Below are 24,479 nucleotides of genomic sequence, written 5' to 3'. Positions count from 1 at the left end.
TCAAGGCTGGCGGGTGCGGGCGACCCGTGGTAGACGGTCCGTCTCAACGCAATCATACAAGGGGAACGGGCGACGATGCGGGTATTGCTGATCGGGTCGGGGGGCCGCGAGCACGCGCTGGCGTGGGCCATGGCGAAATCGGACCGGCTCGAAAAGCTCTTCGTTGCACCCGGGAATGGCGGTACGGCGCTGGTGGCGGAAAACATCGCCCTCGACGTGGCCGATCACGACGCGGTTGCCGCTTTCTGTCAGCGCGAACTGATCGATCTCGTGGTTGTCGGCCCCGAGGGGCCGCTGGTTGCCGGGATTGCGGACGATCTGCGCGCCGCCGGCCTTGCAGTTTTCGGCCCCTCGAAGGCCGCCGCGCAGCTCGAGGGCTCGAAAGCCTTCACCAAGGCCCTATGCGACGAGATGGGCATACCCACGGCGCGCTACGCCAGGTTCGATGCCCTCGACCCTGCCCTCGCCTATCTCAGGGAACAGGGCGCGCCCATCGTCATCAAGGCCGACGGGCTTGCGGCGGGCAAAGGCGTCACTGTCGCCGGGACGATCGAAGCCGCCGAGGCGGCGCTGCGCGAATGCTTCGACGGGGCGTTCGGGAATGCGGGCGCCGAGGTCGTCATCGAAGAATGCCTTATGGGAGAGGAAGCCAGCCTTTTTGCGGTCTGCGACGGCGAGCACATCACCCTTCTGCCCCCGGCCCAGGACCACAAGCGAGCCTATGACGGCGACGAGGGGCCCAACACCGGTGGCATGGGTGCCTATGCCCCCGCCCCGGTCATGACCGATGCGCTGGTCGAGCGCGCGTTGCGCGAAATCATCGAGCCGGCGATCCGCGGCATGGCCGCGCGCGGCACACCCTTTTCCGGCGTGCTTTTCGCCGGGCTGATGATGACCGCCGAGGGCCCCAAGCTCATCGAATTCAACACACGGTTCGGCGACCCCGAGTGCCAGGTCCTGATGATGCTCCTCGAGAGTGACCTGCTCGACATTCTCGAAGGTGCCGCCACAGGGCGGCTGGCCCCGGTGACGCCGCGCTGGCGCGATGGCGTCGCGCTCACGGTCGTGCTCGCCGCCAAGGGCTATCCCGGCGCCTACGAAAAGGGGACGGCGATTGCCGGCGCGGACGCTGCGAACTCCGACGGGGTTCAGGTCTTCCACGCGGGAACGGCGCGAGAGGGCGCGGCGCTCAAGGCCACTGGCGGGCGGGTTCTCAACGTCACTGCGGTTGGCAGCGACGTCGCAGAAGCGCAGGCGCGGGCCTATGCGGCGGTCGATGCTATCGACTGGCCCGAGGGGTTCTGCCGCCGCGATATCGGATGGCGTGCAGTCTCTTCTCAATAGGCCGCATCTGGTTTAGCCTCTGGACGGAGAGAACCAGAGGCTGAAGCGTGGGCACGATCGACGATCCGCGGATCGGTATCGCACTCGGGGGTGGGTCTGCCCGGGGGCTCGCGCATATCCCGTTCATCGAAGCGATGGATGAAATGGGGCTGAGGCCCGACCGGATCGCCGGCACCTCCATCGGCGCCCTGATCGGCTCTGGCTGGGCTGCCGGCATGACCGGCCGGGAGATCCGGGAATTGTCGCAAGAGCGCCTTGGTTCGATGAACGGGCTTTTCGGCAGGCTGCTGTCGACGCATATGCGCTCGGTCAAACAGGTTCTGGCCGAGGGACTGTCGATCCAGCTCAATGCCGAGAAGGTCTATGACGCCTTCACGCCCCTGGATATGCCCGCGACGTTCGAGGAACTGACCATCCCGTTTTCCTGCATCGCCACGGATTTCAAATCCTGGCATCAGGTCGTTTTCCATGAGGGGCCGCTGCGCCCCGCCGTGGCGGGATCGCTCGCCATTCCAAGCCTTTTCAAGCCGGTCCATTACCACGAAACCCTTCTGGTGGATGGCGGCGTGGTGAACCCGCTGCCACTCGATATCGCCGCGGCGGGATCCAATATCCTGATCGGCATCGATGTGAATGGTGACCCGCAGGACTGGCCGCGCGAGGCGGTGCCTTCGGCCCTCGATATCGGTCTTGGTTCGGCGCAGATCATGATGCATGCGTTGACGGCCCACATGATCGCCGCCTATCCGCCCGACCTTTATTTCCGGCCATTTCTCTCGGCGTATGGCGCGCATGAATATTGGCGCGTCAGGGAAATCATCGCGGCGGGAGACAAGGAAAAAGACCGGTTCAAGCGGCTACTGGGCGACAAGATCGAGGAATTCATCGCCGCTCAGCGAAAAATCTCCTGAGCATCTCCGCTGCGCGCCCCTCGGACAGACCGCCGATCACCTCGGGCGCGTGGTGGCAGGTGGGCTGATCGAAAAACCGCACGCCATTGTCCACGGCACCGCCCTTGGGGTCCTCGGCGGCATAATAGAGCCTGCGAATTTTCGCGTGGGCGATGGCGCCTGCGCACATGGTGCATGGTTCGAGGGTGACGTAGAGATCGCATTGCGCCAGCCGGCCGCTGCCGATCTTCTTGAGCGCGGCGCGGATCGCCAGCATTTCGGCATGCCCGGTCGGATCGCCGGACGCGCGCATGCGGTTGCGCTCAGCGGCGACGAGCTGCCCGTCTTTAACGATCACCGCGCCGACGGGCACTTCGCCTGCGAGCGCGGCCTGCTCGGCAAGGGCGAACGCCATATCCATCGGGTTGAAACCTGCATCCATGGCGACAAGCCTCTATCAGCTTTGGAGTTTGGTGTCTCGCCCCGTGCATCGCACCCGCGTGGCGCCTAGAATGACGCCAAAGGAGAATCACCCCGCATGGCCATCCGGCAGCTTCCAGACGATCTGGTCAACAAAATCGCGGCGGGCGAGGTCGTCGAGCGGCCCGCAAGCGTCGTCAAGGAGCTCGTCGAGAATGCGCTCGACGCGGGTGCGAGGCGTATCGCGATCACGACCGGCGCGGGCGGCAAGGGTCTCATCCGCATCGAGGACGACGGCCACGGCATGGACGAGACCGACCTACTCCTGTCTGTCGAGCGCCACGCTACGTCGAAACTGTCAGATGGCGGGCTCGACGACATCCGCACGCTGGGCTTTCGCGGTGAGGCGCTGGCCTCGATCGGCGCCGTCTCGGACCTGTCCATCGCCTCACGTCCGGCAAATGCGCAGAGCGGACTGAAACTCACGCTCAAACGCGGCCTGCGCGAAGGGCCCGTGCCGCAGGCCATGAACAGGGGCACCATCGTCGAAGTCAAAAACCTCTTCGCCGCCGTCCCCGCGCGGCTCAAGTTTCTAAAGACCGACCGCGCCGAAGCCAACGCGATCACCGACGTCGTGAAGCGCCTCGCCATGGCGCACCGGGGCGTGCATTTCGTGCTCTCGGGTTCGGATCGCTCCGCGACCAACTGGCCCGCGCAAACAGGCGAGAATGCGGTCCACGCCCGCCTCGCGCAGATCATCGGCACGGATTTTCCCAAGAACGCGCAGGAGATCGCCTTTTCACGCGGCGGGATTGTCGTGGGCGGGCTGGCGGGGCTGCCGACCTATAGCCGTGCCAATACGCTCAACCAGTTTTATTTCGTCAATGGCCGCTCGGTGCGCGACAAGGTGCTTCTGGGCGCCGTGCGCGCGGCCTATGCCGATTTCCTCCACCGTGACCGCTTCCCGGTGCTGGCGCTTTTCGTCGCCATCGATCCCGCGGATGTCGACGTCAACGTCCACCCGACCAAGGCCGAGCTGCGTTTCCGCGACCCCGGCGCTGTGCGCGGCACCGTGATCCGCGCGCTCACCGAGGCGCTGGGCGCGGCAGGTTTCCGCGCGTCGTCCTCGGTTGCCGACAATGCGCTCGCCAGCTTCCGCGTCCCCGAGGCGCCGGCGCAGCCGGCCGGGCCGGGCCAGGCGGCATTTGCCGAGCCTGCCGCAACGTCTTCAACGCCTGCGCCTGGCTGGACACCGGCTGAACGCCCTAATTTTTCCGCCGAGGTCGCGGCGCACCATCGCCGCTTCGACGCGCCGAGCGCACGGATGGAGCCTTTGGCCGAAACGGTGCCGGATACCGACTATCCGCTCGGTGTCGCTCGCGCGCAGGTTTTCGAGAACTACATCGTCGCCCAGAACGGCGATGCGCTCGTTCTTATCGATCAGCACGCCGCCCACGAACGGCTAGTCTACGAACGCTTCCGCAATCAGCTCCGGGCCGGCCCGGTCCCGAGCCAGGCGCAGCTGATCCCGGTGGTCGTCGACCTGCCCGAGGAAGATTGCGGCCGGCTCGAAGACGCGCGGTCCGTGCTCGAGCGGCTGGGACTCTATCTCGAACGCTTCGGCCCCTCGGCCATCGCGGTCAACGAGACCCCCGCCCTGCTCGGCCAGGCCGACGTCGAAGGCCTCATCCGCGACCTTGCCGACGGACTTGCCGAATGGGACAGCGTGGCGGTCGTCGAAGAGCGCATGGACGCAATCATCGCGCGCATGGCCTGTCACGGTTCCGTCCGCTCGGGCAGGCGCCTGCGCGGGGATGAAATGAACGCGCTCCTGCGCGAAATGGAGGCTACGCCCCATTCAGGCCAGTGCATCCACGGGCGCCCGACCTATATCGAGCTCAAAAAGGGTGACCTTGAGCGATTGTTCGGGCGGCGATGACCGCCTCTACGGCATCAACTGACCGCCATTGACCTCGAGCGTCTGCCCGATCACGTATCCGGAAAGCATTTCCGACGCCAAAAAGAGATAGGCGCCGACGCAGTCTTCCGCGGTCCCAAGCCGCCCCATCGGGATGCCCTTCCGGATCGCTTCGAGCCCCTCGGGCGTCGAATAGCGCTCCTGGAACGGCGTGGTGATCACACCGGGCGATACGGCGTTGACGCGGATCCCGTAGGGGATGAATTCCTTGGCCATGCCGCGCGTGGCGTTGGAGACGAACGCCTTTGCCGATCCGTAAATGCCAGCGCCGCCCAGCGCGCCATTGCGTGCGGCAATCGAGCTTGTATTGATGATGAACCCGCCTTTAGCCTTCATATGCGCAAAGGCGATCCGCGACGCTATGATGACCGAGCGCGCATTTAGGTCCATCACCTGGTCGTAATACTCGCTCGTCGCATCGGCATAGTTCACCCGCCCGATCATCGCGCCGGCGTTGTTGATCAGCCCGTCGAGGCCGCCAAGGGCTGCGGCGGCTTCTTCGACGACACGTTCCAATTCCTCCGGCCTGCTGACGTCGCCCTGGATCAGCTTAACGCTGCCGCCCGCGGCCGCGATTTCATCGGCCACGGTCCGCGCCTGATCGGCACTGCTGTTGTAGTGCAGCCCAACCTTCGCTCCCTGCGCGGCGAAGGCGCGTGCCAAGGCCGCGCCGATTCCGGTGGAAGCGCCGGTGATCAGAACGGCTTTGTCCTTGAGATCGGGTATCGTCAGCATTTCGGCCATTGTCACAGTCTCCCTTTAGATGGCGTCGACGCTAACCCGTTACATCCATCAGCGTCACTGCCGTATCAGCATAGTCCCGCCGGTCGATGATCGCGAAACCTTCGGGCGCCGTGACGGCGACATCCTTGCGCTCCTCGAGTACCACCAGCGCCCCCGCTGCAATCCATCCGCCCCTGAGCGCGCTTGCGAGCGCCTTTTCCCCCAGCCCCTGCCCGTAAGGCGGATCGGCGAAGACGAGGGTGGCGGGTTTCAGCCGCTCGATGGGGCCGAGGTCGGTCGCATCGCGTTTCAGGAGCTTCACCTGTCCGGCGACGCCGAACGCTTCGATGTGCCCGCGGATGAGCCCGCGCGCCTCGATGCCGGAATCGACGAAGATACAGTGCCCGGCGCCACGCGAGAGGGCTTCAAGGCCCATGGCGCCGGTTCCGGCGAAAAGATCGAGTACGCGCACGCCGTCAAGGTTCGGGCCGATGCGCGAGCCGATGATCGAAAACACCGCTTCGCGCACCCGGTCCGCGGTGGGGCGGATCGCACCGGATTTGGGCGTGTCGAGCTGCTTGCCGCGGAACTTGCCCGCAACGATGCGCATGGCTTATTCGCCCCGGGGCTTGCGGGGGCCGGAGGGACGCCCTGCAGGCCTGCCGGGACGCGCGCCCCCTGGCTTTCCGCTCCGGCACTGGCCGTCGGCGCGGTTGCCGAAGGACTTTCCGCTACCGCCGGGTTTGCCGCCGCGTCCGGCGCCCGGGCCTTTGGCGAACGGCTTGCCGCCTTCGCGGCGCGGCGGGCGATCCCCGGCCTCGCGCTCGCGGTCGGGACGCGTGGGGCGTTTGGACGTCGGACGGCCTTCATCCTTGCGGAAAGGCTTGTCGCCGTCACGGCGCGGGCCTTTCGCGAACGGCTTGCCCCCGTCACGGCGGGGCGGGCGTTCGCCCGTTTCGCGATCGTCGCGTGCCGGGCGCTTGGCGTACGGGCGTCCTTCGTCCTTGCGGAAGGGCTTGTCGCTACGCGCGCCCTTGGCAAACGGCTTCTTGTCGCCCGAACGCGCGGGACGGTCGTCGTCGCGGCCACGCTTTTCGAACTTCGGCTTCTCGATGAAGGTTTCGGAGGGGCGGCCATCGTCGAAATGAATGGTGCGCTCACGCCCTCTGGGGGCTTCATTGCGCTTGAAGTCGGGACGCTTGCGCAGGCCGCCGAAGCGATCGCGCTCGGTCGGGCGGCTTTCCGGCTTCTCGGGCATCCGGCGGCGCGGCTGGTTCGCCTCGTCCTCGCGCGCCGGACTGTCGAAATCCGCGCCCGAGCGTTCGGCGAGCTTCTTGCCAAGCTGATCCTGCAGGATGCGGGTTTTCACCTTCTCGACGGCGCCGACCGGCAGGTCGCCGAGCTGGAACGGGCCATACGAAACTCGGATCAGGCGATTGACCTCGAGCCCGAGCGCGCCGAGCACGACGCGCACCTCACGGTTCTTGCCCTCGCGCAGGGCGACCGTGAGCCAGACGTTGGAGCCCTTGACGCTGTCGAGTTTGGCTTCGATCGGGCCATATTCGACGCCCTCGACAGTCGTGCCGTTGGCGAGCGTATTGAGCTGGTCCTGGGTCACCGAGCCGAAGGCGCGCACGCGATAGCGGCGCAGCCAGCCGGTAGCGGGGAGTTCGAGCGTGCGCTTGACGCCCCCGTCATTGGTGAGCAGCAGCAGTCCTTCGGTGTTGAAGTCGAGCCGCCCCACCGTCAGTACGCGCGGCAGGCCGAGCTTGGCGAATTCGTCGAAAACCGTCGGGCGTCCCTCGGGGTCTTTCTCGGTCACCATCAGCCCGGCGGGCTTGTGATAGAGCCAGGCCTGGGTGGGCTCGCGCCGCGCGACCGGTTTGCCGTCAACTTCGACGGTATCGCTGTCGATTACGTTGAAGGCCGGCGTCTTGACTATGCTGCCGTTGACCGAGACGCGGCCGGCGCTGATCCAGGTTTCGGCGTCGCGGCGCGAGCATAACCCCGCGCGGGCGATGACTTTGGCGAGGCGTTCGCCGGAGGGGGCTTGGGTGTCGTTCATCTCTCAGGGCGCTTCCCGGTAAAAAAGGGGTGCGGTCTCATTTCAGTGGGCCAAATAACACAAGCGAGGCCCCGCGGGGACCTCGCCTGGAAACGGTTCAGAACATCGGCGATGCTACTGGTTCTGCGCAGCCAACTGCGCCCGGACGTCGGGCGGGCACGCGGGATCGCTGATAGACACCAGATCGCCGTTGGGCGCAAGGCAAATCAGATCCTGGCCGCCCACCTGCGTGAAATAGTCTTCCGGTGGCAGATAGATGTTGCGCTCCGTCACCCCGCGCTGCCGGTTATAAGCCGCCATGCGCGCGGCGAGCTGACGGGTTTCCGCCTCGGTCAGAGGCCGGCCGGAGCCCGAGGACGCGTCGACCACACGGCCATCGCGCAGCATCTGCAAATCGGCCTGGGTCAGACCCGAGGCGTCGACTACGACCGCGTCGCGATCCTCGGGGATCGTCGCGGTGGACTGCTGCGGCGGTGGTGCCGTGGTGCCGGCGGCAGGAACGACGAGCGGCGCGCGCTCGACCGAAACGGGCGTCTTGTCTTCCTGAGGAACAAGGCCGACGCCCTGAAGGGTTGTCCGCAGCACCTCGCGCTCGAACGTCGCGGGGTCCATCATCGCGTTGGTGCCCTCGATGGTCGTGCACGCATTCAGCGCCAGAAGGCCCGACAGGGCAACCGCGCCGGCGGCCACACGGCCGTGCGCGAAGATACCGGATACGCGAGAAAACATCGAACGCCTCAAACCCATAAAATTTTTCCCACCCTATAACGCATCGCTGGTCCTATGGCCAGAATTTGACCGAATTCAGGAGTCCGCCTCGACCTTGCGCCGCGGCCAGAGGACGTCGGCAACCAGAAGAACGACGCCAAAGGTGATGGCCACGTCGGCGATGTTGAAGACGTACCAGGAAAAATTCCCTACGTGAAAATGGAAGAAATCGGCAACGGCACCGTAAACGATCCGGTCGATCGCGTTCGAGAGCGCCCCCCCGATGGCAAGTGCGATCCCGACCCGCGTCAACAGCCCGTCATCCTTCGCCCACCAGAACGCAAGCGCCACCACCGCGACGCCCATGACGATCAACAGCATTTCCGGCGTCAGCCCGCCGAGCAGGCCATAGGAAATGCCGGTATTCCAGACGAGGATGTAGTCGAAGAACGAGGTGATCGGCACCACCTCGCCGCCCGTCCAGCCAAAAACGTCGATCTGGATATATTTGTGCAGCCGATCGAGGATCAGGACGTCCGTCCCCAGTATGAGACTCCAGAGGACGGACGGTTGGGAAACTGCCCTCATGCAGGCAACCCGGTCCGGGCGCGCTCGCGCATGGCCTGGGCGTCGCGCGGGGTCAAATCCGGATAGTCCGGATCGGTCCCGACATCGGCAGTGATTTTCCAGGAGCGCGCGCACCTTTTGCCCTCGGCAAGCGCAAATTCGACGGCGACGCCGGGCACCTCGTCGAGCGTGAACGCATCGGCAGGCGGATTGCCGCCCTCGATGATCTCCAGGCCCGAGGTGATCGCGATGTCGGCCATGTCGTGCCCGCTGATCGCCTCGAGCAGCGCCGGGTCGGAGACATAGACCTTCGGCGCAGCCTCGAGCGAGGAGCCGATGGTCTTGTTCTTCCGCTCGATCTCCAGGGCCCCGGTAACCACCCGGCGCACGGCGCGAATTTTCGACCACTTTTCGGCCAGAACGTCATCCTGCCAATCGGCGGGAAGGTCGGGGAATACGCGCGCGTGCACCGAGCTTGTCTCGCCCGGGTTCCGCTCGAGCCAGACCTCTTCCATCGTGAAGACCAGGACCGGCGCAAGCCAGGCGGTGAGGCATGAATAGAGCTGGTCGAGAACGGTGAGCGATGCCTTGCGGCGCACCGAAGAGAGCGGATCGCAGTAAAGCGCGTCCTTCCGAACGTCGAAATAGAACGCGGACAATTCAAGGTTCATGAAATTGCCCACGAGCGAGACGACGCGCTTGTAGTCGAATGCCTCGTAAGCGGCCCGAACCTCCTTATCGAGCGTGAAGAGCCGGTGCAGGATCAGCTTTTCCAGTTCCGGCATTTCCTCGCGCGCCACGGCCTCATCGGCATTGTAGTGGGCGAGGTTCCCCAGCAGCCAGCGGAAGGAATTGCGGATCTTGCGGTAGGTCTCGACGGTATTTTTGAGGATTTCGTCGCCCAACCGGTGATCTTCGGCATAGTCGATGGTTGCCGCCCAGAGCCGCAGGATATCGGCGCCGTACTGTTTGATGATGTCCTGTGGCGCGACGACGTTGCCCGCCGACTTGCTCATTTTGAACCCGTTCTGGTCCATGGTGAACCCGTGGGTCAGAACCGAGTCATAGGGTGCGCGGCCCCGGGTCACGCAGCTTTCGAGCAGCGAGGAATGGAACCACCCGCGATGCTGGTCGGTGCCTTCGAGATACATCGAGGCCGGCCATTTGAGGTGCGGCCATTTCTGCTTGTTTTCGAGAACGAACGCGTGCGTCGAACCGCTGTCGAACCACACATCGAGGATGTCGGTCACCTGCTCCCAGTCGTCGTGACTGTCCACCGCGTCGCCAAGGAACCGCGCCTTGGCGCCCTCGGCGAACCATGCATCGGCGCCCTCTTCCTCGAAGGCCTGCGCGATGCGGTGATTGACCGTCTCGTCAACGAGGATTTCACCGGTGTCCTTATGAACGAACACCGTGATCGGCACGCCCCAGGCGCGCTGGCGCGAGAGCACCCAATCGGGCCGGTTCTCGATCATCGAGCGCAGCCGCGTCTGGCGCGCGGCGGGCACGAATTTGGTATTGTCGATGGCCTTCAATGCCCGATCGCGCAGCGTATCGCCTTCCCCGCCGATGTCCTTGTCCATATAGACGAACCATTGCGGGGTGTTGCGGAAGATGATCGGCTTTTTCGAACGCCATGAGTGCGGGTACTGGTGCTTGACCCGTCCGCGCGCGAATAGCTTGTCGGCCTCGATCAGTGCCGCGATGACGCGCTTGTTGGCGTCGCCCTTCTTGCCCTTGTCGTCGATGATCCGCGCGGCGCCTTCAGCAGCGTCCGGACCGAATGCTGCGACGTCCTTGGTATAGAAGCCATCGGCGTCGACGAGGAAGGGGATGTTGGTATCGATGCCGCGTGCTTCGAGTTCGCGCGCGTTCGACATCCAGACCTCAAAGTCGTCAACGCCGTGGCCGGGGGCAGTGTGCACGAAGCCTGTACCGGCCTCATCGGTAACGTGCTCTCCGTCAAGCAGCGGAACGTCGAAGGTATAGCCGCCACCGAGGCCGCGCAGCGGATGGTGACAGGTGATCGCGGCAAGTTCGTCAGCGCTCACGCTCGAGATACGCTTGAACTTCAGCTTGGCCTTAGCCGCGCACTCTTCCGCGAGCGCGTCGGCAAAAATCAGCTTTTCACCTGGCTGCGGACCAAAATCGTTCTCGGCGGTATCAACTTCATAAAGGCCATACTCGAGTTTGGATGAATATGACACCGCGCGATTGGCGGGAATGGTCCAAGGGGTGGTGGTCCAGATGACGACAAATGCGTCCAAGAACTTTTCCTCAGGCGCATCGTCTGCCCAGACCTGTCTTGTTACAGGAAACTTCACCCAGACCGCATCGCTCTCATAGTCCTGATATTCGATCTCGGCCTCGGCCAGCGCGGTCCGCTCGACCACACTCCACATCACCGGCTTGGACCCGCGATAAAGCTGCCCGGCCTTTGCGACCTTCATCAGCTCGCGCGCGATCTGCGCTTCGGCGTCGAAGCTCATGGTGAGGTACGGGTTGTCCCAATCCCCCATCACGCCCAGGCGCTTGAATTCCTCGCGCTGCACGTCGATCCAGTGATCGGCAAATGTCCGGCACTCGGCACGGAATTCGTTGATGGGCACCTCGTCCTTGTTCTTGCCCTTGGCGCGGTACTGCTCCTCGATCTTCCATTCGATGGGCAGGCCGTGGCAGTCCCAACCCGGCACATAGGCCGCGTTGTACCCCAGCATCTGCATCGAGCGCGATACCAGATCCTTGAGCGTCTTGTTGAGCGCGTGCCCGATATGGATATTGCCGTTGGCGTAGGGCGGGCCGTCGTGGAGGGTGAATTTGGGCTTGTCGGCGCTTTGTTCGCGCAGGCGTTCATATAGGTGCATGTCCTCCCAGCGCTTAAGCCAATCGGGCTCGCGCTTTGGCAGACCGGCCCGCATGGGAAATTCGGTCTGGGGCAGGAAAAGCGTTGTCGAATAGTCGCGCTCGGTCGTCGCGCCCGGTGCAGTATCGGTCATTGCTACTCGCAAAATCTTCGGAGATTTCGGGGTTGGGCCGCTTTTAGCAGTGCAGCCCGGTTTATCCAACGGTTTTGAGGGTTCTCAGCAAAAGTGGGTACCACTTTTGCGGTTCGAGAACGCGACCAAACAGAAGGTCAGTCCGCGATAAAGCCCAGCGCGGCGTCGAGCCTGGAGAGCGGACGCGCCTGGGCGATGGTAATTCGCGCAGCCGCCGTGTCGGCGTCCATCTGTGCGATGAGCGCATCTAGGCTGTCGAAAGTCATCTGTCCGCGGATATAGCTCAAAAGCGCCACCTCTATGGTCTGGCCATAGATATCGCGGTCGAAATCGAAAATGAAGGCCTCAAATGGCGGGCGTGTGTTGTCGAACATCGGCTTGCCAAAGGCGGCGACGCCGCCGAAGACTTCGCCCGCAACCCGCACCTTGACCCCATAAACGCCCTGCGCGAGCACGTTTGTTTCCGGCAGCGCGAAATTGGCGGTGGGATACCCAAGCTCCCGCCCGCGCTTATCGCCTTCGATCACCGTGCCGGATATGAAGTGGTGATAGCCGAGCAGCCGGTTCGCCGCCTCGACCCCGCCTTCGGCCAGCGCAGCGCGGATGCGCGAGGAGGAAACCGGCTCGTCGCCCTCATCGAGCATCCCGACGATCTCGACGCCGAACCCGCGCCGCTCGCCTTCGGCCTTGAGGAATTCCGGCGTCCCCGCCCGGCCCTTGCCGAAATGAAAATCCGCCCCGGCTACGACGCCGCTCGCCCCGAGCGCATCGATCAGATAGCGCGAAACGAAATCCGGCGCCTCGACGCTTGAAAGATCGCGTGAAAACGGCAACACCACGAGCCCATCGAAGCCCAGCGCCTCGGCGAGCCTGGCCTTGTCGCCGGCATAGGTCAGCCGGTGAAGGAACGGCGCGGGCGCAAAGACGTCGCGCGGGTGCGGCTCGAAGGTGAGGATCAGCGCCGGCACATGCTTTTCGCGCGCCATGGCCTTGGCCGCGTCGAACACGCTTTGATGCCCGCGGTGAAACCCGTCGAAATTCCCGATCGCAACAACCCCGCCCCGCGCCGCGTCGGGCACGGCATCAAGGCCGTCGAGCCGGAAAAATTCGGATGTCGTGGTCATCGGGGCGCGTGAGGAGCTGGTTCGGTTTTTGACGCGCGAACCTGCCCTGTTCGGGGGGCGGATGCAAGGGGGAGGCAGGCAGCGCTCGCTTTTGCCAAAACACCGCCGCCGCTTGATTTCCATCTTGGAATGCGTTTTGTATAGAAATTATACCATTATCGCACCAAATGGAACATCATGCAGTTCGAGTATGATCCCGCAAAGAGTGTGGCGAACTACGAAAAACACGGTATCGATTTCGAAGACGCACAGGTGCTTTGGAATGACGACCGCCTTCTAGAGGTTCCTGCGCGAACCGTGGATGAGCCGCGGTTTTTGATCATAGGAATGATCAGGACCAAACATTGGGCTGCAGTTTGCACTTATCGGGGCGACGCCGTGCGCATCATTTCCGTCCGTCGCGCCCGGAAAGAGGAGATCGAATATTATGAAAGCTTCTGAGTTGGACCGGAAGTTCGACGCCGGCGAAGATGTGTCCGCCGAATTCGATTGGTCGAAAGCCCGGCGCCGGAACATCGAGAGCAAGCGGGTGAACGTCGATTTTCCAGTATGGATGGTCACTGGATTGGACCGGCAGGCGAAGCGCCTGGGCATCACCCGGCAAGCGCTGATCAAGATGTGGATCGCAGAACACCTCGAATAGCGCGCACCTACCACGCCAGCTTTGGCATATACCCCGCAAGGCGCACCCGGCTGGGCGAGATGAAATTCGCAATCCGCTGGGGTGGCGGATTGTTGAAGGCGTCGAGTTCCTCGGCGTGGATCGAGCCGGTGACGAACAGGAGGTCGATGCCGAATTGCGCCGCGCCCATGGCGTCGGTGCGCAGCGAATCCCCGATTGCCAGGACGCGCGAGGGTGCGTAGGTGCGCCCGCCCGCCGTATCGAGCATGTCCTTGGCCTGCTCGTAGATCGGGTTGAAGGGCTTGCCCGCCATCATCACGCGGCCGCCCGCATCCTCATAGGCATCCGCCAGCGCGCCGCCGCAGTAGACCAGCCGGTCGCCCTCCTCGACCACCTTGTCGGGATTGGCGCAGATCATCGGCAGCCCGCGCGCGAGCCAGGCCTCCATGCGGTCCCTGTAGTCGTCGGGGGTTTCGTCGTCCGTGTCGAGATCGGTGACGACGACGGCGCTCGCCTCGGCAACATCGCCGAACGCGATATCGAGGCCGTCAAAGAGCATATCGTCCTGTTCGGGTCCGACCCGGTGGATCGTCTTGCCCTTGTAGCCCTCGAGCAGGGTCCGGGTCGCATCACCTGAGGAAATGAGGCCGTCATAGGCATCGCGCGACACGCCGAGCGCGTCGAGTTGTGCGATGATTGGACCGCGCGGGCGCGGAGCATTGGTGATAAGGACGACGCGTCCGCCCTGGGCGCGGAATCGCGTGAGCGCATCGACCGCCGCTTCATGCTGGGCGACCCCGTTATGAACGACGCCCCAGACGTCCGAAAGGATCGCGTGGTATTGCGACGTCAATACGGAAAGGCCCGGGAGGGGGCCGGTCAAATCGGTCATCGGTGCACTTTCGTTCATTCGAATCGGCTCGGGTACAGCCTAGCGGCGCAGCACTGAAGATTTCGTGTCGGGGCAGTGTCCGGTCAACGGCCGGCCGCGGCCCGCAGGTCGTCATTGCCGTCTTCAGCAAGGTCGGGGCGGACGGGACCGGGCTTGGCCAGCGCGTCCCCCTGGGCGAGTTTGATATCGTCGTCGAGTAGCGAGAGAATCTGCTGTTCGGTCCGGGTACCGGCCAGGACGAGGCTGATCCCGAAGCGCCGGACATAGTCGTCGATGTCGGCGGAATGGAAATCGGTAAGCGCCGACGGCCGGTCGATGAACTGGCCGGCGTCGACCGAAAGATAACGAACCCCCTTGTCCGCAAGGCCGGCGAAGTCGAGCCGCAGCGTGTCGGCATCCCTGATGGCAAGCCCCGCACCCTCCTTGACGAGCAGTGCCAGACTATCGCTTTCAGCCTTGCCCAGCGCCTCCCAATCGGCGTGATCGAGCGCAAAGAAGATATCGGGATTGACGGCGCGGTTGGCCGAAAGCAGCGCCAGAAGCTGGTCGAGATAGGCGCGGTCGGCGAGCGAGGATACCACGAGCGGAACGTGCACCTTCAGCGGCTCGCCCAGAAGCCGCGCGCGCCGGACGAGACGGATGGCCTCTTCGGTGCAGATCCGCTCGATACGGCGGATGACCGTGGCGCCGCCCGCGATACCGACGGGCATATATTCGGGCGGATCGGCGAGCCTGCCGCCTTCGAGGCTCAGACGCGGGTAAAGTTCATAGGCGTGCAGCCGCCGTTGCGGCAGCGTCAGGATGGGGTGGACGTGATGGACGAGGCGGTCGTTGTCGAGGGCGGCCTCGACGACCGCGAGCGGAACCGTCGGGCGCGGAGGCGGGCGCCGGTCTTCGCGCGCGGGCTCCGATGTCGGTCCGGGGGCCGCGGCCTGGGCGGCCTCGAGTTCGGAGACCGCTTCCGCCACCTGCCTGACGACGGTCCCCAGCACACTCATATCGGCTTCGATGACTTCCATGCGCGCGCCCAGATCGAGTTCGATGAGCGCATTGACCCTTTTGGAGAGCACCTGGCCGGCCTGCGCGTCGGTGCTCAGAAGCTTGCCCATCTCGCTCACGCCTTTCTGAAGCTTGGCTTCGGCGCGGTGGCGCATCGTGCGCTCGTGGACCAGCGCGCCGCCGACGAGAACGATGAGCGCAAGAAGCGCTGCCTCGATCGGCGTGAAGGCGAGCACGAAATAAGCCGCGGCGCCCAGCCCCGCGCCGCTCAGCGCAATGAAAAGATAGACAAGACCCTGCACGCCCGTATGCCGCCTCGAATGGGGAATCGATCCTTCTGGCCCATAAAGCTTTAGCATCAGGGAGGCGGCGGCAAAAGGCGCCGGGCGCACCGGAAAAGCGTTTGCCAACTGTTTGTTTACCCTAATGGGCAAATAGTGGAGGCAGCGCAACGGCCGCGCCAATGCGGCAAGGAGAGACCTACCCTATGCGTTCCGGAATATCGTCCGCCGCAGATGTTTCGCTGTTGCTGATTGAGGCAGACAGCGGTGCTGCGCACCAGACCATCGCGGCGATCCGCGGTCACTGGGGCGAGCATACGCGTGTTGCGCACAGCGCGCATACGGCGCACGCCCTGCGGGCGCTGCGCGCCGAGCGGTTCGACGTGATTCTTGCCGATATCGGCGCGATCAAGGCTGGTAGCGCGTCGCTCGAGGACGGCGTCTCGCGGCTCGCGCAGCTCGCCGACGGCGCGCTTTTGATCGCCCTGTCCGACGGCGCATCGGTTTCCTCGGCCGTGGGAGCAATGCAGGCGGGCGCTCATGATTTTCTTGCCAAACCCATTGGCGGGCAGGCGCTTGCGGCACGGCTTGAAGAGCTTGGCCAGCGCCACGGCAAGGCCCGCGCGCTCGCGTGCGACGTAGCCAAAGGTACCGAGGCGGACTTCGAGGGCTTCGTTGGCACGTCTCCACAGATGCGCGCGGTTTACGACCAGATCGTCCGGATCGCCTCGTCTTCAGCCCCGGTTTTCATCACCGGCGAAAGCGGGACGGGCAAGGATGTGAGTGCCGAAGCGCTCCACAAGCGCAGCGCGCGCGCCGATGGCCCGTTCATTGCCCTTAATGCGGGCGCCATCCCGCGCGATCTTCTCGAGAGCGAGATGTTCGGGGCGGTCAAGGGGGCCTATACCGGCGCGACCCAGGACCGCAAGGGCGCGGTCGAACTGGCTCATGGCGGCACGCTGTTCCTCGACGAGATCGGGGAAATGGACCTCTCGCTGCAGTCCAAGCTCCTGCGATTCCTGCAAACCGGCACGATTACACGCGTGGGCGACGCCAAAGCGCTGGACGTCGACGTCCGCATCGTCTGCGCGACAAACCGCAACCCGATGCAGCTGGTAACCGACAAGAAGTTCCGCGAGGATCTTTTCTACCGGCTCCATGTCCTGCCCATCCATCTGCCACCGCTCCGGCAGCGGCCCGCCGATATCATGACGCTGGCCAATTGCTTCTTGAAGCGCTTCGCTGCCGAGGAAAACAAGCAGTTCTCCGGCTTCGATTCCGAGGTGGCCGATCTTTTCGTTGCCCGCGAATGGCCGGGCAATGTGCGGCAGTTGCAGAATCTCGTGCGCCGGATCGTCGTGATGTTCGACGGCGGTCTCGTCACCCCCGAAATGGCCAATGCCGCCGATATCGAGGCGCGTGGGCACATGGGCGCGGCAGCGCCTGCCTCCACCGCAACGCCGGAGGTTCTGCCCATGTGGCAGCAGGAACAGAAGATCATCGAGGATGCGCTGGCGGCCTTCGGCGGCAATATCGCGCGCGCTGCCGCGGCGCTCGAAATCAGCCCCTCGACGATCTACCGCAAGAAGCTCAACTGGGAGCGCGAAGGCAAGCTGGCGGGTGCGGCCTAAGGCGCGCCCAGGAAACCGGTAGCCCGGAACACCTGGATATCGTCGATCTCCGCGACACCACCCCGGGCGACTGAAACGGTGCCGACATGCTCCATGCCTTCGAACGCATCGCCATAGTGCTCGACGAGCGCGTCGGGGCGACCGGTCCTGGCGACCACGTATGCATCCCAGCCGATCAGCGCCTCCGGATCGGCGGTGAACCCCAGATTGCGGATATCCGTCCCCATGCATAGGAACGGCACGCGCCCGCCGACCTGGGTATCGACATAGCCGCAATCGATCCAGTTGATCGCCCCGACAAAGGTCTTGGGCGCCTCAAAGGCGCCGTATGCCTCGAGTTCCTCGCCCAGTTCGGTCCACGGCAACTGCAGCGCTGTCGGATCCTCCCAGTCTCCAGGCACAACATGCCGTCCCCACCCGGTCGCCGCGTGGGATATGAGCAGCGCGAGTATGACGAACGTCAGGAGCGCCGATCCGTAGAGCCAGAAGCGCACGCCCCTGCCTTCCCGGTTCGCGGCCCAGGCCCCCATGAGGATGAAGAGCATCAGGTAGCCCGGCGCCTGCCAGTGGAAATGGAACTGGGTGTCGGACCAGAGCGCGACGATGGTGAAAAAAAGGACCGGCGGCCATCCGATATAGCTCATAAGCGCGGCGGCGCCCGCCGGCGTATCGCCTGGATAGCGCCCTTGCGGTCCGGCAAAGACCGCGCGCGCGCCGACAACCAGCGCCGGGAGCGCGAGCCACGGCACCATATAGAGCAGTTGCCCCCAGATCATGCGCAGGAGCCGGTCCCAGTGGAGATCCTGTTCCGCCAGCGCGCGGCCGCCCTGAAAGCCGAACGACGCCCAGCCGTTCTGCGCGTTCCAGATGATGACCGGGGAGAAAATGACGAGCGCGATCAGCACGGCGAGGTAGGGCGCGGGATGAAACAGCCAGCGCCGGGCGTCGCGGTTGAGGAGGATGAACAGCCCTGTTCCCGCCACGAGAAATGCCGCGTGGTACTTGGAAAGGAACGTCAGCCCGAGCAGCGCGCCCGCCAGCGCCCAGCTCCGGTAGGGCCGCGCGCCGCCTTTGCCGAAAAAGATGTCGACGAGTACGAGGACCGTCGCCAGCCAGAACAGCAGCATGGGCGCGTCAGGCTGCGTCCATGAGCCGATCGAGAGCGAAAAGAGCACGCAGGCATTGACGATCAGCGCGGCATAGAACCCGCCGAGCGGCGAATGGAGCCGCTTGCCGATGAGATAGACCAGCCATGTCGACACCGCGAACATGGCAATGAAAGGCAGCCGGATGACGAGCACGTTTTCGCTGCCCGTCAGCGTCAGCGTCGCCCAGATCGTCCAGAGCGAGAGCGGCGGCTGATCGAAATAGCTCAGTGCCGGCACGCGAGCGGAGGCGAGATAATAGGCCTCCCCTGTTCCCCAGCCGATTGACGCCGCGCCGATCGCGCGCAGGACGAAGGTCACGGCAATCAGGATCAGCGTGGCCTGGGCCGGCGTGAAGGGGCCGGCGTTTGCCGTCCGGGCGCCCATGGCCTAGGACCGCCACGTAAAGGTGCGCGTCACCGAGTAGTTGAACACCACGCTCATCACCGCCCCCGCAATGCCGGCGACGAAGAAATTGGCCAGGTTCGCCTCATAGATGATGCTCGCGACGGAGACGTTGGCGAGCGTGCCGAAGCTGCACACGAGATAGAAGCTCAAAAGCCCGGTGAAGAACCGGCGCCCGCGCAGGCGCTTGTCGGCGTAGGTGAGTTCGTTGTTGAGAATAAAATTCGTCGTCATCGCCACAAGCGTCGCCACAAGCTGGCTGTTGGCGAAGTTAAAGCCCAGCATGTCGAACGCGAACGTCAGCGTCGCCAAATGTACGAAAACGCCGCTGGCGCCAACGAGCGAAAACAGCAGGAAGCTTGTGGGCAGAACGCCGCGGGAAATCTGCGAAACGATGAGCCCGAGGAATTGCGCGGCAATGAGCGGGCTCATCTTGCTCTCGCCGGCATGGCGCGGGCGGAAGCTATAGGGCACTTCGGCTATCGTGATCCCGCCGCGTTTGCGGTTGGCCGACACGATGATGTCGAGCAGGATCTTGAACCCCTCGCGCGAAAGCCCCGGCACCACGGCGTTGAAGAGCTCGCGGCGCAGAAGGAAGAACCCGCTCATGGGATCGGACAGCGCCTTGCCGGTCAGGAGCTGGGAGAGGCGGGTCGCGATCGTGCTTCCGGTCTGGCGGCCTTTGGTAAAGCCGGCCTCGGACGACCCCTCGCCTGCATAACGCGTGCCCACGACGATATCCGCGCCGCCTTCGGCCTCGCTGAGCATCCGGGGCAAAATCGACTCGTCGTGCTGGTGGTCGGCATCGATCACGGCGACGAATTCCGCCGCGCTCGAGGCCATGCCCTCGATCACCGCCGAGGAAAGCCCGCGCCGGCCGATGCGGTGGATGCAGCGCACATGCGGCCTCTCGCCGGCGACTGTCTTGGCGAGTTCGGCGGTGCCATCGGGGCTGTTGTCGTCGACGACGATGACTTCGAACGGCACGCCGGCGAAAACCGTCTCGAGCTTGTCGATCAGCGGCACGATGTTGTCGCGCTCGTTGAAGGTCGGCACGACGACCGAGAGTTTCGGCGCGGTCCAGCCGGCCACGCTCGGTTGAGCAAGGGTTGAAGTCATCGGTCAGGTATGGTTCTGGTTGGCGGCAAAAGCAAGCGCGCCAAAGCGCGCAGCCTCGCTTAGCAAGTGCGCCCGGCGGATGCAAAAAATTTGTCGCTGGCGCGCTTGACTCCTTTCCACCCGCTCCCTATCTCACCGCCATCCTGCTAGCACTCTTGCTCAATGAGTGCTAACAGGGGAGGAAATAGAGCATTCAACATACGTTCCAAGGAGCGACCATGAGCTTCCGTCCATTGCACGACCGGGTTGTTGTCCGTCGTGTCGAAAGTGAAGAAAAGACCGCCGGCGGCATCATCATTCCCGACACCGCGAAAGAAAAGCCCTCCGAAGGCGTGATCGTCTCGGTTGGACCCGGCGCGCGTGACGACGCCGGCAAGGTGGCCCCGCTCGACGTCAAGGCCGGCGACCGCGTGCTGTTCGGCAAGTGGAGCGGCACCGAAGTCAAGATCAACGGGGAAGACCTGCTGATCATGAAGGAATCCGACATCATGGGCGTGATCGAGGCTTAAGCCCTCTCACGTCTTTTTTGTGCAACTTGCATTCTATTTGAGGAGCCAAGCAAAATGGCTGCAAAGGACGTAAAGTTCTCGACCGATGCCCGCGACAAGATGCTGCGCGGCGTCAACATCCTGGCCAACGCGGTCAAGGTGACCCTGGGCCCGAAGGGCCGCAACGTCGTCATTGAAAAGTCCTTCGGTGCTCCGCGCATCACCAAGGACGGCGTGACCGTTGCCAAGGAAATCGAACTTGAAGACAAGTTCGAAAACATGGGCGCGCAGATGCTGCGCACCGTTGCCTCCAAGACCAACGACGTTGCCGGCGACGGCACCACGACCTCCACGGTTCTGGCCCAGTCGATCGTCAATGAAGGCGTCAAGGCCGTTGCCGCCGGCATGAACCCGATGGACCTCAAGCGCGGCATCGACCTCGCTGTGACCGACGTCGTGGAAAACCTGGCCAACCGCGCGGTCAAGATTTCCAACTCGAGCGAAGTCGCTCAGGTTGGCACCATCTCGGCCAACGGCGAAAAGGAAATCGGCGAGATGATCGCCGAGGCCATGCAGAAGGTCGGCAATGAAGGCGTGATCACGGTTGAAGAAGCCAAGACCGCCGAGACCGAACTCGACGTCGTCGAGGGCATGCAGTTCGACCGCGGCTATCTTTCGCCGTACTTCGTGACCAACTCCGAGAAGATGGTCGCCCAGCTCGAGGATCCGCTCATCCTCCTGCACGAAAAGAAGCTCTCCAACCTGCAGGCTCTGCTGCCGGTTCTCGAAAGCGTCGTTCAGTCGAACCGTCCGCTTCTGATCATCGCTGAAGACGTCGAAGGCGAAGCGCTTGCCACCCTCGTCGTCAACCGTCTGCGTGGCGGTTTGAAGGTTGCTGCCGTCAAGGCTCCGGGCTTCGGCGATCGCCGCAAGGCCATGCTCGAAGACATCGCCGTCCTCACCGGCGGCCAGGTCATCTCCGAAGACCTCGGCATCAAGCTCGAGAACGTGACCCTCGACATGCTCGGCACCGCCAAGCGCGTCGAGATCACCAAGGAAGAGACCACGATCGTCGACGGCGCTGGCGCCAAGGAAGACATCGAGGCCCGCGTCAACCAGATCAAGGCGCAGATCGAGGAAACCACCTCGGACTACGACCGCGAAAAGCTCCAGGAACGCCTGGCCAAGCTTGCTGGCGGCGTTGCCGTGATCCGCGTCGGCGGTTCGACCGAAGTCGAGGTGAAGGAACGCAAGGACCGCGTCGACGACGCGCTCAACGCGACCCGCGCCGCTGTTGAAGAAGGCATCGTTGCCGGTGGCGGCGTCGCGCTTCTGCGCGCCTCGACCGAAATCAAGGCCAAGGGTGTCAACGCCGACCAGGAAGCCGGTATCGCCATCGTGCGCCGCGCGCTCCAGGAGCCGGTCCGTCAGATCGCCAACAATGCGGGCAATGAAGGCTCGATCGTTGTCGGCAAGATCCTCGACAACTCGGACGCTGCTTACGGCTTCGACGCCCAGACCGGCGAATACGGCGACCTGATCAAGATGGGCATCATCGATCCCGTCAAGGTCGTCCGCGCCGCGATCCAGGACGCCGCTTCGGTGGCCGGCCTCTTGATCACGACCGAAGCCATGGTCGCTGACCTGCCCAAGGAAGAAGCCCCGGCTATGCCCGGCGGCGCCGGCGGAATGGGCGGCATGGGTGGCATGGACTTCTAAGTCCACACCCCTATCGCTTTCGAAAAAGTCTCTCCAGGACTTCGAAACGGAAAGGGCGGCTCTCGGGCCGCCCTTTTGGTATCTATTGCCAGGCGGCGAGGAAGAAATGCAGCCGCCTGCCCCGCCGCAGAAATATTTCTCGCGGTGGCACCAAAACGCAAAATTCGCGCTGCGCCATAGTCTACTCATGCGGTCGTCTTAATTCTATCCTTCTGCCATCGCTCGCAAATGGAGGCGTGGAGATGGGCGGGGATTTCCTGCTGTTCGCGGTGGTGGGCTTTCTGGCCCAGCTCGTCGATGGCGCATTGGGGATGGCCTACGGCGTGGTGAGTGCCACGGTGCTGCTGTCGGTCGGCGTATCGCCGGCCACGGCGTCGGCGAGCGTGCACGCGGCGGAGGTTTTCACTACAGCCGCCTCGGCGACGAGCCATCTGGCCAACCGCAATATCGACTGGAAGCTCTTCTGGCTGCTGGCGCCTGCCGGGATTGTCGGCGGCGTCGCGGGCGCCTATCTGCTTACCGGCGTCGAGGGCGACATGGCGCGCCCCTTCGTCACGTTCTATCTGAGCCTCATGGGTGTGTTTATCCTCTACCGGGCTTTCAAGGGCGTGCCGCCGCATCTCGAACCCAACGCCAAGCTCATCGCGCCGCTCGGGATGGCCGGCGGGTTCGTCGATGCCGCGGGTGGTGGCGGCTGGGGCTCTGTCGTTTCCTCGACGCTCGTGGGGAGCGGCGGGCAGCCGCGCTATGTGATCGGCACCGTCAACACGGTCGAATTCTTCCTCACGGTCTCGGTCTCCGCGGCATTCCTGTTCGCGCTGGCGAGCGGGCACTGGTCGGAAGCCAACGACCTTGCCAGTCATGCCTGGTCGGTCGGCGGTCTGATTGCTGGCGGCGTATTGGCCGCCCCCCTTGCGGGCATCGTAGTGCGCCGCGTCCCGACGCGGCCGATGATGTTCGCCGTGGGGCTGCTCATCATGGCGCTGGCGGGCTTTCAGACCTGGGAGGCCCTGGGCTGACTACGGAAACAACAGCAGCCGGATCGCGAGAATGATCGAGACGACGATCACCAGCGGCCGGATCACCCTGGCCCCGAACCTTATGCCCGTTAACGCGCCGAGATAACCGCCCACGACCTGCCCCAGGCCCATCGCGATGCCCGCGGACCAGACCACATCGCCCGCGGGAATGAAGAGCGCAAGCGCGGCGAGGTTGGAGGTGACGTTCAAAACCTTGGTATGGGCCGAAGCCCGGGCCGCCCCCAGACCGAACAGCGCAACGAAGGCGAGCATGAAGAACGACCCCGTGCCGGGGCCGAAAATCCCGTCGTAGAACCCGATCACGAACCCGAAGAGCGGCACGAAGACCGCGAACTTCAGCCGCGCGACCCGGTCGACGTCCCTGATCGAGGGCGAGAAGGTGAAATAGAGCGCTACCGCGATGATCGCGACGGGAACGGCGACATCAAGCGCCGAGGTATCGATCGCCTTGACCGTGATGGCGCCGAGATAGGACCCGGCAAAGGTCGCAACAATCCCCGGCCCCATCGTCCTCAGCGTCACATAACCGCCGCGCCAGTAGGTGAACGCCGCGGTGAACGTACCGACGATGCCTTGCACCTTGTTGGTGGCAAGCGCCGCGACGGGGCTGAGCCCCGCGGACAGCAAGGCGGGCAGCGCAACCAGTCCCCCGCCCCCGGCGACCGCATCGACAAACCCCGCGATCACCCCGACGCCGCCCAAGGCGACGAGCACCCACATATCCAGCACGCGAATCCGGCCCCTGTTTACTGCGCGCATCTGCTGCACGAATTCGAGCGCACTGTCCACTCTCACCGCCACGAAGCCAGGCGAAACGCCCGCAATTGGTCGCTATCGATGAACAATGTGTGCGGCGACGAGGGCATTCCCACAACGATCCCGCTGCATCATCTTGCCACCATCTCGTTTCAACCGGAGTTATCCCAATGACCGGACTTCAGACCTACCTGCCCACCGTCGGGCGTATCCTCATCGCGATCATCTTCGTTCTGTCGGGCTTCAACAAGCTTACCGGCATGGAAGGCACTGTCGGCTACATGGAAGCCTACGGCCTGCCGGGCATCCTGATCTGGCCGACGATCGTCGTCGAGCTTGGCGGCGGCCTGCTCCTTCTCGTGGGCTATCAGACCCGCCTGGCCGCTGCCGCGCTCGCCGCGTTTACGCTGGCGTCGGGCATCATCTTCCATTCCAATTTCGCCGATCAGATGGAAATGATCAGCTTCCTCAAGAACCTCGCGATCACTGGCGGCGCGCTTTACGTCGTCGCCTATGGCGCGGGCGCGTTTTCGGTGGACGACCGCCGCGCAACCGCCTGAGGGCAGG

23 protein-coding genes are annotated in these 24,479 nt (G+C 64.1%); 10 read left to right on the top strand and 13 right to left on the bottom strand.

What is annotated here, in order from left to right; all coding sequences use genetic code 11:
• The first annotated feature begins 75 nt into the window (after nucleotides 1–75).
• Both purD and LSG43_RS04880 read left to right on the top strand, forming a co-directional pair.
• Entirely contained in the window at nucleotides 76–1,344 is a 1,269-nt protein-coding gene (gene purD, locus LSG43_RS04885) for a phosphoribosylamine--glycine ligase (RefSeq protein WP_231801719.1), read from the top strand.
• A 47-nt stretch (nucleotides 1,345–1,391) separates the two neighbouring features.
• Entirely contained in the window at nucleotides 1,392–2,255 is an 864-nt protein-coding gene (locus LSG43_RS04880; protein WP_231801718.1) for a patatin-like phospholipase family protein, read from the top strand.
• On the opposite strand, the gene LSG43_RS04875 is transcribed toward LSG43_RS04880, so the two are convergent.
• The gene (locus tag LSG43_RS04875; protein ID WP_231801717.1) at nucleotides 2,227–2,676 is read right to left on the bottom strand and encodes a nucleoside deaminase; all 450 of its coding nucleotides are present in this window, start codon (nucleotides 2,674–2,676) and stop codon (nucleotides 2,227–2,229) included. The two genes, LSG43_RS04880 and LSG43_RS04875, sit on opposite strands and share 29 nt — an antisense overlap.
• 96 nt (nucleotides 2,677–2,772) lie before the next feature.
• Here LSG43_RS04875 and mutL point away from each other — a divergent pair, with 96 nt between their 5' ends.
• Complete coding sequence (mutL, locus tag LSG43_RS04870; protein WP_231801716.1) at nucleotides 2,773–4,593, top strand: DNA mismatch repair endonuclease MutL; 1,821 nt, start codon at nucleotides 2,773–2,775, stop codon at nucleotides 4,591–4,593.
• Between the two features lie 6 nt (nucleotides 4,594–4,599).
• Here the strand turns inward: mutL and LSG43_RS04865 are convergent, their stop codons facing one another.
• The 7 genes from LSG43_RS04865 to LSG43_RS04835 all read right to left on the bottom strand — a co-directional run bounded on the left by LSG43_RS04865 (nucleotide 4,600) and on the right by LSG43_RS04835 (nucleotide 12,815).
• Nucleotides 4,600–5,376 (bottom strand): SDR family NAD(P)-dependent oxidoreductase, encoded by a 777-nt coding sequence (locus LSG43_RS04865; RefSeq protein ID WP_231801715.1) that lies wholly within the window; start codon nucleotides 5,374–5,376, stop codon nucleotides 4,600–4,602.
• A gap of 31 nt (nucleotides 5,377–5,407) precedes the next feature.
• On the bottom strand, nucleotides 5,408–5,965 hold the full coding sequence (gene rsmD / locus LSG43_RS04860) for a 16S rRNA (guanine(966)-N(2))-methyltransferase RsmD (protein WP_231801714.1): 558 nt from the start codon (nucleotides 5,963–5,965) through the stop codon (nucleotides 5,408–5,410).
• A gap of 3 nt (nucleotides 5,966–5,968) precedes the next feature.
• Nucleotides 5,969–7,420 carry a pseudouridine synthase gene (locus LSG43_RS04855; RefSeq protein ID WP_231801713.1) on the bottom strand — a complete coding sequence of 484 codons (1,452 nt, stop codon included), beginning with the start codon at nucleotides 7,418–7,420 and terminating at the stop codon, nucleotides 5,969–5,971.
• A 114-nt stretch (nucleotides 7,421–7,534) separates the two neighbouring features.
• A complete protein-coding gene (locus LSG43_RS04850; protein ID WP_231801712.1) occupies nucleotides 7,535–8,149 on the bottom strand; it encodes a hypothetical protein in 615 nt (204 codons plus the stop codon).
• 75 nt (nucleotides 8,150–8,224) lie between these two features.
• A complete protein-coding gene (gene lspA, locus LSG43_RS04845; RefSeq protein WP_231801711.1) occupies nucleotides 8,225–8,716 on the bottom strand; it encodes a signal peptidase II in 492 nt (163 codons plus the stop codon).
• Nucleotides 8,713–11,691: an isoleucine--tRNA ligase gene (gene ileS, locus LSG43_RS04840; RefSeq protein WP_231801710.1), complete on the bottom strand. Its 2,979-nt coding sequence runs from the start codon at nucleotides 11,689–11,691 to the stop codon at nucleotides 8,713–8,715. The genes lspA and ileS overlap by 4 nt, the downstream gene beginning before the upstream one ends.
• 137 nt (nucleotides 11,692–11,828) lie before the next feature.
• Nucleotides 11,829–12,815, bottom strand: a complete 987-nt coding sequence (locus LSG43_RS04835; RefSeq protein WP_231801709.1) for a bifunctional riboflavin kinase/FAD synthetase — start codon at nucleotides 12,813–12,815, stop codon at nucleotides 11,829–11,831.
• 177 nt (nucleotides 12,816–12,992) lie between these two features.
• On the opposite strand from LSG43_RS04835, the gene LSG43_RS04830 reads away from it, so the two are divergent.
• A complete protein-coding gene (locus LSG43_RS04830) occupies nucleotides 12,993–13,256 on the top strand; it encodes a BrnT family toxin (RefSeq protein ID WP_231801707.1) in 264 nt (87 codons plus the stop codon).
• Nucleotides 13,243–13,458: a type II toxin-antitoxin system BrnA family antitoxin gene (gene brnA, locus LSG43_RS04825; RefSeq protein WP_231801706.1), complete on the top strand. Its 216-nt coding sequence runs from the start codon at nucleotides 13,243–13,245 to the stop codon at nucleotides 13,456–13,458. Before LSG43_RS04830 ends, brnA begins: the two co-directional genes overlap by 14 nt.
• 7 nt (nucleotides 13,459–13,465) lie before the next feature.
• Here the strand turns inward: brnA and LSG43_RS04820 are convergent, their stop codons facing one another.
• Nucleotides 13,466–14,329, bottom strand: a complete 864-nt coding sequence (locus LSG43_RS04820) for a TIGR01459 family HAD-type hydrolase (protein WP_231801705.1) — start codon at nucleotides 14,327–14,329, stop codon at nucleotides 13,466–13,468.
• Nucleotides 14,330–14,412: 83 nt separating this feature from the next.
• A complete protein-coding gene (locus LSG43_RS04815; RefSeq protein WP_231801704.1) occupies nucleotides 14,413–15,630 on the bottom strand; it encodes an EAL domain-containing protein in 1,218 nt (405 codons plus the stop codon).
• 185 nt (nucleotides 15,631–15,815) lie between these two features.
• Here LSG43_RS04815 and LSG43_RS04810 point away from each other — a divergent pair, with 185 nt between their 5' ends.
• Nucleotides 15,816–17,240 carry a sigma-54-dependent transcriptional regulator gene (locus tag LSG43_RS04810; RefSeq protein ID WP_231801703.1) on the top strand — a complete coding sequence of 475 codons (1,425 nt, stop codon included), beginning with the start codon at nucleotides 15,816–15,818 and terminating at the stop codon, nucleotides 17,238–17,240.
• Here LSG43_RS04810 and LSG43_RS04805 read toward each other — a convergent pair.
• Nucleotides 17,237–18,772, bottom strand: a complete 1,536-nt coding sequence (locus tag LSG43_RS04805; RefSeq protein ID WP_231801702.1) for an ArnT family glycosyltransferase — start codon at nucleotides 18,770–18,772, stop codon at nucleotides 17,237–17,239. The genes LSG43_RS04810 and LSG43_RS04805 overlap by 4 nt on opposite strands.
• A 3-nt stretch (nucleotides 18,773–18,775) precedes the next feature.
• Nucleotides 18,776–19,909, bottom strand: a complete 1,134-nt coding sequence (locus LSG43_RS04800; RefSeq protein WP_231801701.1) for a glycosyltransferase — start codon at nucleotides 19,907–19,909, stop codon at nucleotides 18,776–18,778.
• A 218-nt stretch (nucleotides 19,910–20,127) separates the two neighbouring features.
• Here LSG43_RS04800 and LSG43_RS04795 point away from each other — a divergent pair, with 218 nt between their 5' ends.
• From LSG43_RS04795 to LSG43_RS04785, 3 genes are all read left to right on the top strand, one after another.
• On the top strand, nucleotides 20,128–20,418 hold the full coding sequence (locus LSG43_RS04795; RefSeq protein ID WP_231801700.1) for a co-chaperone GroES: 291 nt from the start codon (nucleotides 20,128–20,130) through the stop codon (nucleotides 20,416–20,418).
• Between the two features lie 54 nt (nucleotides 20,419–20,472).
• Complete coding sequence (groL, locus tag LSG43_RS04790) at nucleotides 20,473–22,116, top strand: chaperonin GroEL (protein WP_231801699.1); 1,644 nt, start codon at nucleotides 20,473–20,475, stop codon at nucleotides 22,114–22,116.
• A 242-nt stretch (nucleotides 22,117–22,358) separates the two neighbouring features.
• Nucleotides 22,359–23,135, top strand: coding sequence for a sulfite exporter TauE/SafE family protein (locus LSG43_RS04785; RefSeq protein ID WP_231801698.1), 777 nt, complete (start codon nucleotides 22,359–22,361; stop codon nucleotides 23,133–23,135).
• Here the strand turns inward: LSG43_RS04785 and LSG43_RS04780 are convergent, their stop codons facing one another.
• Nucleotides 23,136–23,945: a TSUP family transporter gene (locus LSG43_RS04780; protein ID WP_231801697.1), complete on the bottom strand. Its 810-nt coding sequence runs from the start codon at nucleotides 23,943–23,945 to the stop codon at nucleotides 23,136–23,138. It abuts the gene before it with no gap.
• A 137-nt stretch (nucleotides 23,946–24,082) separates the two neighbouring features.
• On the opposite strand from LSG43_RS04780, the gene LSG43_RS04775 reads away from it, so the two are divergent.
• Nucleotides 24,083–24,472, top strand: coding sequence for a DoxX family protein (locus tag LSG43_RS04775; RefSeq protein ID WP_231801695.1), 390 nt, complete (start codon nucleotides 24,083–24,085; stop codon nucleotides 24,470–24,472).
• The last annotated feature ends 7 nt before the right edge of the window (nucleotides 24,473–24,479 follow it).

Origin of the sequence: Pelagibacterium xiamenense (assembly GCF_021166475.1) — a bacterium.
In the GTDB taxonomy this organism is placed as follows: Bacteria; Pseudomonadota; Alphaproteobacteria; order Rhizobiales; family Devosiaceae; genus Pelagibacterium; species Pelagibacterium xiamenense.
The sequence above is the reverse complement of the archived record's forward strand: the minus strand, read 5'-3'. Positions and strand labels throughout refer to the sequence as shown.